Source organism: Bilophila sp. 4_1_30, assembly GCF_000224655.1.
Classification (GTDB): domain Bacteria; phylum Desulfobacterota; class Desulfovibrionia; order Desulfovibrionales; family Desulfovibrionaceae; genus Bilophila; species Bilophila wadsworthia.
Window position 1 is genome coordinate 48,453 of record NZ_JH114233.1, and the last position, 10,231, is coordinate 58,683.

The 10,231-nt window shown below is 59.5% G+C and carries 5 protein-coding genes; 1 reads left to right on the forward strand and 4 read right to left on the reverse strand.

The annotated features are described in order from the left end of the window. Nucleotides 1-1,035: 1,035 nt before the first annotated feature. The 4 genes from HMPREF0178_RS12320 to HMPREF0178_RS12335 form a co-directional block, all read right to left on the reverse strand. Complete coding sequence (locus tag HMPREF0178_RS12320; protein WP_009368367.1) at nt 1,036-2,454, reverse strand: outer membrane homotrimeric porin; 1,419 nt, start codon at nt 2,452-2,454, stop codon at nt 1,036-1,038. Between the two features lie 131 nt (nt 2,455-2,585). Further along, nucleotides 2,586-3,956, reverse strand: a complete 1,371-nt coding sequence (locus tag HMPREF0178_RS12325; RefSeq protein WP_009368368.1) for a sodium/glutamate symporter — start codon at nt 3,954-3,956, stop codon at nt 2,586-2,588. Between the two features lie 113 nt (nt 3,957-4,069). Then, the gene (locus tag HMPREF0178_RS12330; protein WP_009368369.1) at nt 4,070-5,716 is read right to left on the reverse strand and encodes an amidohydrolase; all 1,647 of its coding nucleotides are present in this window, start codon (nt 5,714-5,716) and stop codon (nt 4,070-4,072) included. Between the two features lie 16 nt (nt 5,717-5,732). Then, on the reverse strand, nt 5,733-6,968 hold the full coding sequence (locus tag HMPREF0178_RS12335; protein ID WP_009368370.1) for an MFS transporter: 1,236 nt from the start codon (nt 6,966-6,968) through the stop codon (nt 5,733-5,735). Between the two features lie 260 nt (nt 6,969-7,228). Here HMPREF0178_RS12335 and HMPREF0178_RS20505 point away from each other — a divergent pair. Then, nucleotides 7,229-10,231, forward strand: a 3,003-nt coding sequence (locus HMPREF0178_RS20505; protein ID WP_009368371.1) for a sigma-54-dependent Fis family transcriptional regulator, incomplete at its 3' end; no start/stop codon positions are given.

The following is a 10,231-nucleotide window of genomic DNA, read 5'->3' on the forward strand; positions in this document are numbered from 1 at the left end:
GAGAGAGCTAAAAAAACCTGCCGATCCAATCGGGTTACCGTGTGCTTCATATAGAAAACACACATCTGCACACCAACTTACTCAGTTGCATGCAGCTCCCCAATAAATGGCAGGGAACTTAGGGGATTCATTACTGGAATCCCCATAAAATTATTGTTTAATAGATAACGCTATCACGCTATAGTGTCAAGCTTTTCTAGAACTATAGTGTTTTCTATATATTAGAAAGAGATAGTTCATCGCGGTATAGGGACATAAAAAAATTTCCTCAAAAATACCTATGGCCAGCGTGTATCACCTCTTTTGTTTGTAAGAATTTTTTGCAATTAAAAACAAATTATTATGATATTTTTTATCCAGCAGCAGCATCAAGATGCGAACCCAGTATGAAAGCGGCTCCGCCCGCTATAGGTTTCAAAGCGGAGAATACAGCCCCTCCACTCAGGGCACGGGGCCACCCCACGGGATATCCCTCCGAAAACATAAACCCCCTGCCGACGGCGGGGGAGCGTCCTCGGCAGGGGGCCGGATAGGCCGGGGCCAAGAGGATCTGCCGCCGTGCTCATCAGCGGCATGAAGAACCCCGGCCTTTCCGGAAATCTGATGTACACAAAAGGCTGTATCTCGTTCCGCCGTTTTTCGGCACGGGTGAAACTATCCCGGCATCAAAGAGAATGCCTCTCAGCATTTCCACCTTGAAATTTCGTGCCTGCAAAAACTGCGAACAGGGATTCGATAACCACAAAAGATTTTGAAGAAAAAAGGAAGCACGAGCGCGTTGGCAATTTTGAGGAAGGGAGAAACGTGGGGGTGTTCCCCTCTTTTTTCTAGAGAGTTTCCCCTCCCCCGATGCCCCTATACTCTTTTCAAACACATCCAAACCGTCTCCGGGGAAACCCGCCGGAAAGCAAAGCCGCCTCAGGGCGGGCTCCCTCCCGGGGACGCGTCCGATTGGGGAACAGAGCCGGATGTCAGCCTGCCAAGACGTCCGTGCGGCCCTGCCCCCCTTCCAGAAAACCGGGATTTCCCGCTTCCCTAGAACTTGTAGATGATGCTGAAAGTACCCTTCAGATTGTTTTCCTTCGCTTCGTAGCCCACGCCCTTCCACAGATCCTTATCCAGATCGAGGCGGATGTAGCCGAGTTCCACGAACAGGGAGAGGTTCTTGTACAGCTTGTATTCCGTGTCGAAGTTCACTTCCACGGCCTTGTCGCCCGTGGTCAGATACATCATGCTGGCCACGCTGTCCTGCGGGTTCGAGATCATCTTGCTGCGGACCATCTCCTTGTTGTTCGTGCCCTGATAGTACACAACGCGCAGGACGTGGGAGAGATCTTCCATAAACGAAATATCCTTCACACGAGCCATTACGGCCCACGTGCCGGAAATGCCGTAACCAAGCGTCTGAGCCGCTCCGCCGTAGTTCGTGCCGTCGAAGCCGTAGGAGGTCACGTACACGTCGGGGTCGATAGAGGGCAGACGTTCGGAGCCGTTGTAAGGGTTGGCGTCGTCGCCCGACGAGTACCAGAACAACAGGCCGGGGGTGCAGGATTCCAGCTTGTATTCGGCGAGGAACGCGGCGTACCAGCCGGAGCGCTTCACGTCGAAGTTTTTGCCGTTGTACTTGCTGGTTCCCATATCCACGCTGCCGTAGGCGGCATCAAGGGCAAAGCGGAACGGCTCAAAATAGGTCACGTCCGCAGCGATGCCGCCGTACCAGATGCTGCCGTGATCCTTGTCGGAGGAAGCGGCTATGGTCGCGTCGCCGCCGAGAGGCAACATGCCGGGCATGGCGATGCCGGTCATGTCAGGGCCGCTGCCCTTGAAGCTGTCCTGTCCGATGATGCCGCCCATGCCCCACGGGGTCACCTTCACGCCGTCAAAGGTCAACGGCACGGTCAGGCCGATGAAATCCAGCGCGTCGTGGGCGTCGTGCTTCGTCATTTCGGGATCATTGTCGTTCGCGGCGCGCAGCCAGAACAGGTTCGTACCCACGTTTTCGGTGAACTGGTTGCTGATGGTGATGCCCGCGCCGTCAGCGTCGAGGATCGGGGAACCGATGCCGGTAAAGTTCGGCAGCGTATACTTCTGGAGGCCCATGCGAACCTTGGCGTCGGTCTGCGGGATGGCCCAGTCGACATAGCTGTAACGAACCTTGACTTCCTTGCCGTCCGTGCCGAGGGCCGCGCCCTGAGCGGACTTGCCCCAGTTCTGGTGCCCGATTTCAAAGAACATGACGCCCTTGAGGGATTCCGAGGCAATCACGTCGATCTGGGTACGCAGACGGCTACATGCCCGCATTTTGTCGTCACCGTTGTGTTTTTCAAAGTTGCGGTCAGCAAACGACACACGGTGCTGCATCAAGCCCGAAACCTTGAAGTCGACCGCCTGAGCGGCGGAGGTTGCGCCAAGAATCAGGCCAGCGGCGAGAATCAGGGTTACAATGCGCTTCATACGTTCCTTCCTTCCGTTTAGAGGGTTAAGACCGGACAACTCCGGCCGTTGTTTGCCGTTATGGGAAAAGCGCCGTGAGGCGCACATTCGCTTTGGGAAGGGGCGGCCCTCCTCAGGCCGCCCCTGATGCCTTAGAAGGCGGGCTTTCTGATCATCTTGAGGAAGTACATGACGATGGGGGTCACGACCGTCACGGCTACGAATATCCACAACATGGGGAAGCCTTCCACTGGGACGAACGGCATTGACCATGATATCGGCTTAAAGAGGATAGTGGCGAACACGTTCATGAGGCCCACTTCAACGGCAACAGGAGTATCGAAGTCGGGGTCGACGATGCGGAGCAGAAGCAGGCCGGAGGCCGCCGTTCCGGTGCAGTAGCCGAACAGGGTCAGGCCGCGTTCGAAGCCGTGTTCAGGTGAACGGCGGCCAAACCACAGGCAGATGAACAGGGTGGCGATGGTGCCGAGCACGACCGCAATGAGGAACGGCATGGCCACTTCCTGGAGCTGGCGGACCTGAATGCCCATGAACACGGCGCAGATCATGAAGTCTACGGTAGCCCCGGTCAGGCGGCGGGTCGTCTCGCCGTCGAGGAGGTGGATAAGGTCGAACTTGGCCATCAGCTTACGGGCGATCATGGCGAAGAACATACCCCACGCGAAGATCATGCCGATGCCGAGGCCGTTGATGCCCTTGGGCATCGTGCACAGCCACCACACGCCGAAGGCATAGGCGAGGGCGTACAGAGTGGCCATGATCGCGAGGTGGAAGGCCACGCTGTCAATGTTGGCGGGGTGGGTCGTGGAGCGGGCGCAGGTGGGGTTGTCGCCCTTGTCCATGAGGCCGCGCAGGAAGCATTGGGGAAGCTTTCCGCCTTCGATGGAAACCCAGCCCTTCTTGATGCCGTAGAAGGCCAGCGGCACGCCCACAAGGCCCGCGACAAGGAAGCCGACGGCGGCGAAGGCAAGCCCCACGTTCAGCGAGTTGCTGATCTTATAAGTGGTTTCCCAAATGCTGGCGTACGCCTGCGTCTGGCCGGGGCCCTGCGTAAAGCCGGCGCCGAGCAGGTAACCGTTGCCGGTGAAAAAATCGCCGCCGAAGAGCAGCTTCCACACATCGAACGTCCCCTTGCCGACCATCGCCTGCACCGAGAAGAGCAACCCGAAGATGAGCGCGATCCACAACGCGCCTCGGGCCACGACCTTACCGCTGGTGCCGCTCTTGGCCTGCAAAAGCCCAATGCCCACAAAACCGAAGGCGAACAGGTGGAAGGTGATCGTGCTGAACGTCACCGGGGTGATCGTCTTCCAGCCGGTGGAACTGGGGATGCCGAGCCAGCCCGCGTTCAGGACGAAAAACCCGATGATGCCGCCGATAAGCGAGGCGGGGAAGAGAAAGGTCTGGAAAAACTTTACCTTTGCGCGGATGATTGTGCCGATCAGGAGAAAGAGGCCAGTCCAACCGAGTGCGCCCAGATAAGGATAAAATGTGCTTTCCATACTCGTTCCTTGCTTTTGTTACAGTATACCCGTCAGGGATTGCGGTTTATGGAAACGCCGGGGCGGAGGGGAGGAAGGGTTGCCCGCCACCCCGGCGGCGAGGGAGGAGCGTTTTAATCCAACGAGCCGTAGACGACTTCGTCGCCTACGATGGTCGCAGAAATCCCGATATCCTTGATGGTTTCCTTGGCAACCGTCAGAGGATTGGCTTCGAGGATCACGAAGTCGGCCAGCTTGCCGGGTTCAAGGCTGCCCTTGATGCGTTCTTCGCAAGCCTGATAGGCGGCCCACGAGGTCACGCTGCGCAGCGCATCCATGACCGGGATGGTCTGGTTTTCGCCGAGGATGCGTCCGCCGCTGGTGCGCCTGTTGACGGCGGACCAGACGGAAAGCAGAGGATCGATGGGAGTCACGAACGTGTCGTTGTGGTTGCTGAACGGGATACCGCGCTTCAGGGCGCTGCGGAGCGGGCTGATGCGCTCGGCGCGGTCCTGGCCGAGGAACATTTCATAATGGCGGTCGCCCCAGAAATAGGTGTGGACCACGAAGAACGAGGGCACCACGCCAAGCCGCTTGATGCGGTCGAGCTGATCCTCGCGCACGGTCTGGCAGTGGATGACAATGTGCCGGGCGTCGGCGCGGGGATAGCGCTTCTGCGCCTCTTCGTAGGCGTTGAGGATCATCTGGATGGCGTCGTCGCCGTTGCCGTGGATGGCGAGCTGCCAGCCCTGCCGGTGCAGGCCCACGACCTTTTCGATGAACTGCTGTTCCGGTTCCATCGGATAGCCGCGCCACATGGGGCCGTCGGGCAGATCATAGATGACCTTGTGGTACGGATTGCTCAGGTAGCCGGTGTAGCACTGGAGGCTGCCGTCCGCGAGGAGCTTCGCCGCGCCGAGGCTGATCTTGCCGTCGGCGGTGAGCTGCGTACCGGAAACGTGCGTGTTGAACGTGTTGATGTCCATGCGCGACACGCCGGGCAGGATCTGCACGCGGTTGCGGAGCAGCCCGAGTTCGTGCGCCCGCTTCAGCGCGCCCCAGTCGCCCGTGGCGGTAAAGCCGTCCTGCGCCGTGGTCACGCCCTTCGCCGTATACGCGGCGCAAGCGGCCTTGATGCCTTCCATCCAGTCGGCTTCCGTGGGAGCGGGGATATGGCGGAACACGGGTTCGCGTGCCGGGGGTTCTTCCAGCACGCCGTTGGGGTTGCCGTGCTCGTCGCGGCGGATCACGCCGCCCACCGGGTCGGGGGTATCCTTCGTATAATTGGCCTTCGCCAGCGCGAGGCTGTTGCAAGAGGAAAGGTGGCCGGACACGTGGCGCAGGAGCACGGGATGCTCGGGGGCGACCTCATCAATGTCCGAGGCCAGCGGGTGGCGCTTGTCCTCAAGGCCCGTATCGTCGTAACCGAAACCGAGGATCCATTCGCCCTTCGGGGTTTCGGCGGCCTTCGCGCGGATCAGTTCCTTGATCTCGGCAATGTTCTTCACGCCGCCCACCGGAGGCGAGGAAAGATCGAGCTGCGTGGCCGCCATGAGGCCGGCGGAGACGAAGTGGCTGTGCCCGTCGATGAAACCGGGGAGCATGGTCCGCCCGCGCAAATCCGTAACCACCGTATGCTGATCGGCAAGAGCCATGATTTCCGCGTCGGAGCCGACGGCGAGGATGGTTTCCCCGCGTACCGCGAGCGCCTGCGCCTGGCTCCCTCCAGAATCCATAGTCAGGATGGTCCCGTTGCGATATACGTGTGTTGCAGATGCCATCTGAAAGTCTCCTCTCTCAGTTACAAGTTGAAAACACGTTTCCTTCCGCCGCCTCATGTTCCCGGATGGTCGACGTCGCGGCAAAAGCCGCCAGCAACAGGATGACCATCCCCATATATGCCATGTTGTAGTTGCCCGTGAGACTGTGGGAGAGCCCGACAGCCGCGTAACCGAGGGACTTCACAGCCACGAACAGGGAAATATACTTATAGACGTGGGGGAACTGCTTCTTGCCGTAGAGATAGGCGACCACGGAGGGGAATACCGTCCAAATGCCGCCCATGCACACGCCGTACCCCACCACGAACAGGATGACGTTGAACAAGGTATGGGGCAGGAAGATGCAGGCCAACGACAACGCATTGCACAGGAACAGCAGCTTTGTGGCGAACAGCGGAGTGGTGCGGTCACAGACCCAGCCCCATGCGTACTTGCCCACGGCCCCGAGCAGCGCGGTCAGGCACATGAACCCCATCGCCACATACGAACCCATGCCGGTATCCACAAAGCGGGGCTTGAGCTGGCTGAGCACGCCCCCCACGGCCATCAGGCCGATGCCGAACGATACGCCGATGATCCACATCTGGCGGCTGGCCACCAGCTCCCGCCAATTCATGGGAACCACCTTTTCCTCTTCCCGTGCCGCCGCGAAAGGGTTCGCCGCCACGCCGTCGATGGTCAGGCCGATATCTTCGGGCGTATTGCGGATAATCCGCCAGCAGAGGGGAAAAAGCAGGAAGGCGAGCCCGCCGAGTATCGAAAACGCCCATGAAACGCCCAGCGTGTCCACCAGCACGAGGGCCACGAACGGCAGGAACGCCCCGGACAGGGAAGTCCCCATGTTGACCAGCCCGAAAGCCCGGCCCCGGTAGGCGGCGAACCAGCGGTTCATAAGCATGGTGGCGACCACCCCGCCGCAGATCTGCCCGCACACCCATACGATGGCGAACAGCGCCGCGAACAAACGAATGTCGTCAACGTAGCCGAGCCCGACATAGCTCAGACCGCCGATGAAAGCCCCGAGCGTCATCAGAATCCGGATGCTCATCTTGTTTGTGAGCATAATCCCTATCGGCATACTCAACGTCATCATGGCCGATGCGAAAGTCATGCTCAGACCGATCCCGGCCCGGCTCCAACCGTGCAGTTCGACCAAGGGTTCGATAAAGGCGTTCATGGTATAGAACACGCTTCCCTGAAGGAGCAGATTCCCGCAGGAACCTATGGTCGCCAACTTCCATCCGTAGAACACGAGGAGCCTCCTCAACGAGTGATGCCTTATGAAGAGCAAGCTCCATGCCATGTTACGGAAAAAAAGATTTTACTAGTGAAAGAATGGACTTGTTGGCATTCGACACGAGGAAAGGCAGGAAAGCGTTTGTCCAGATTCTGGACTCGTCCAGTTTTTAGACTCGTTTTGTCCAAAATTTATAATGGACAGGGCCTGATGCCATTGACGCGCCGTAGGCGGCACGCTACTTTGAGACAAATTTCCGCAGGGGGTGCGCGGGTATGCAAGAATCAACATCCCTCTTGATTCTTTGGCTTTTGTCGTCTCTGAAACAGGAACGCTCGACGCTGTGCCTCATCCAGATGCTCGAATGCCCCGCCGCGCAGGCGGAAATAGCCCTGCACCGAGTGACCGCCGACGGCCTCGCGGAACAGCGGGACGAGACATGGAAACTGACGCAGGCCGGGGCCGACCATTTAAGGGAGGCTTTGCCGGCCCTCCTGTTCCGCGATACGGAATCGCCGCTCGAAGAACTCATCTCCGCCTGCGAATCCAAAATGCCGGAAACGGCCTGCGAGATCTGCACGAAGCGTATGCGCGTCCTGCGGCGCAGAGCCGACACGGCCGGAAGTTCCGGATATCTCGAGCTGCTCCTCAATCAGCTCGCGCAGTGGCAGAACCGCAGGCTCACCGCCCCGGAAACCCGCTCCTTCGTCCATTATGCCTTCGCCGCCCACGACGCCTCCCTCTATTATATGAAGAACGCGGGCCGCTCCTCTGCCTTCATGAAAAAAGCCGCGGAATACGCCTCCACGGCAGGGGACAAGCGCACCCTGGTCCTCATCCGGTTCGCGCAGGCGTCCGCCACGTTCTTCACGGGCACCATCCATTTCGAACGGGCCCATGAAACGTTCCACTCCGCAATGAAGCTGCTCAAGACCCTGGACGACAAGGAGCTATATACCCGGATCACGCCCTTCCTCATCGTGATGCATTTCATCCGCGGGAACTTCCAGCAAGCGCTCGAATGCTACGAAATGCTCCAAAAGAGCACCCATAAGCCCGTACTGCCCCTCTTCGAGTCGCAGCTCGTGCTCCAGGCGGCATCCTCCGCCGCCTACTCCGGCCACTTCGCCCACGCCCTCGGCATGATCAAATCCGCCATCAGCACGGCGGAACTGGAAGGGAACATCATGTCCGCCCAGATCTGCCGCCAGCACCTCGGCGTCCTCTACGCCTACATGCGCCGCGAGAATGACGCACTAGAAATCCTCCAGACCGTCGTCTCCCGCTCGACGATGGCCGCCAACCCCAAACTGATGCTCCGGGCTTTCGCCGCCATCGCGCTCTGCTATTCCCGCATGGGCCGGGCCGAAATGTCCTATAACCTGCTCTCCGATACCCTGCGGCAGGCCGAGCGCCACCCTTCCTTCTCCCTGTCCTACAACTACCTCTGGATCCTCGAACTCGCGGTGTTCTATGCCGAACATGGCTTCCCGCCCCTGCCCGGCATCGATCTCGATACCCTGTTCCGCGAGGCCGAGATCAGCCCGAGCCCCATGATGAGGGGGCACGCACTGCGGCTGAAGGCGATCCTTCTCCGCAAAAAATCGCCGCAAGACGCGCTTGACCTGCTCGATAAGAGCCTTGAAATCCTCAAAGACGCCAACATGCCCATCGAGTATGGGTTCACCGAACGGCGGCGCTCCGAGCTCCTGAATACCCTCGGGCGCGAAGCCGAAGCCGAGGCCGCCGAGGAAACCTCCCTCATGCTCCTCAGCCGTATCGGGCTGGGCAGGAAACGTTCCCCGTGGCCTTCTCCGGAGCAGAAAGAAGCGTCCTTCGATGTCTGCTGCCGCGAAGTCTGCTCCATCCATGAATGGGAAACTCTTGAAGAATATTGCTACCAGCTCGCGGCCTGCCTGCGTAAGGTCTTCCGCGCCGAACGCACAGCCCTTTTCCGTATGGACGGTGAAACCCTGCTCTGCCGCGGCTCCTGTAACCTCTCCGGCTCTGAAATCGCCTCCGGGATGTTCGTGCCGAGCCGCGATCTGATCCGGGAACGCATCCGTGAGGAAGCCCCTTTTGCGGCCCAGCAGAACGGGCTGGATCTCCTCTGCCTTCCTTTCCGGCTTCCCGACGGGAACCCGTGGCTGCTCTATGCGGACAGTTCCGCGCACTCCAGCCGGATGCTCCATTGCGCCCAGGAGGATCTGAGCCGCGTCGGGCTCCTCTGCGCTTCGGAACTCAAAAATGTCCTCCGCCTGCTCGAAGCCCGCAACATGCGCGCCGAAGTACGGCAGATCCATGCCGTCACCAAGATGGCGCAGGAGGAACGGCTCGAGCTGTGGGGCAAGAGCCTTTCATTCCGCATGTGCCTTGAACGCGCCAAAGTCGTCTCCGCCACGGACGCCGCCGTGCTCCTGCTCGGGGAAACGGGCGTGGGCAAGGAGGTCATGGCCAACTACGTGCACCGGCACAGCGGCTGCAAAGGGCCGTTCGTCGCCGTACACCCGGCCTCTGTTTCCGAGCATCTCTTCGAAAACGAGTTCTTCGGGCATGAAAAAGGCGCCTTCACAGGCGCCACGGGACAGAAGATCGGCTTTTTTGAACTGGCGGACAACGGCACGCTGTTCATCGACGAAGTGGGCGATATCCCCATGAACATGCAGATCAAGCTCTTGCGCGTACTGCAGGAGCACCGCTTCATGCGCGTGGGCGGGACCAAGGAGATCCATTCCTCCTTCCGGCTCATCGCCGCCACCAACCGTGACCTGCCCCGCGCCGTGCGCGAGGGGACTTTCCGCGAGGACCTCTATTACCGCATCTCGGTCATCCCCGTGACCATCCCGCCGCTGCGCGAACGCCTTGAAGATCTGGAAGAACTCATCATGGCGTTCACCGACCATTTCTCCCGTCGCTACGGCAAAAAGCTCCCCTATCCGGATGAGGAAACCTTGTGCCGCCTCTCCGAGTATCAGTGGCCGGGCAATATCCGGGAACTGCGCAACGCAGTGGAACGCGCCGTCATCTTGTACACGGGCGGCCCCTTTGATCTAGCTGTCGGAGGGCAGCACGAAGCACGGGGTCACTGCCAACGCACCGAAACCTCTCTCTATGCGGATACCCCCACGCTCCAGGAACTCCAAAAGCGGTACATCCAATATATCCTCAACAAAACCGGAGGGCGCATCAGCGGCGAAAACGGCGCTGAAAAACTGCTCGGTATGAAGCGATCCACATTGTACCTCAAACTTCGGCAGTACGGTATCAAGCCAGGAGAG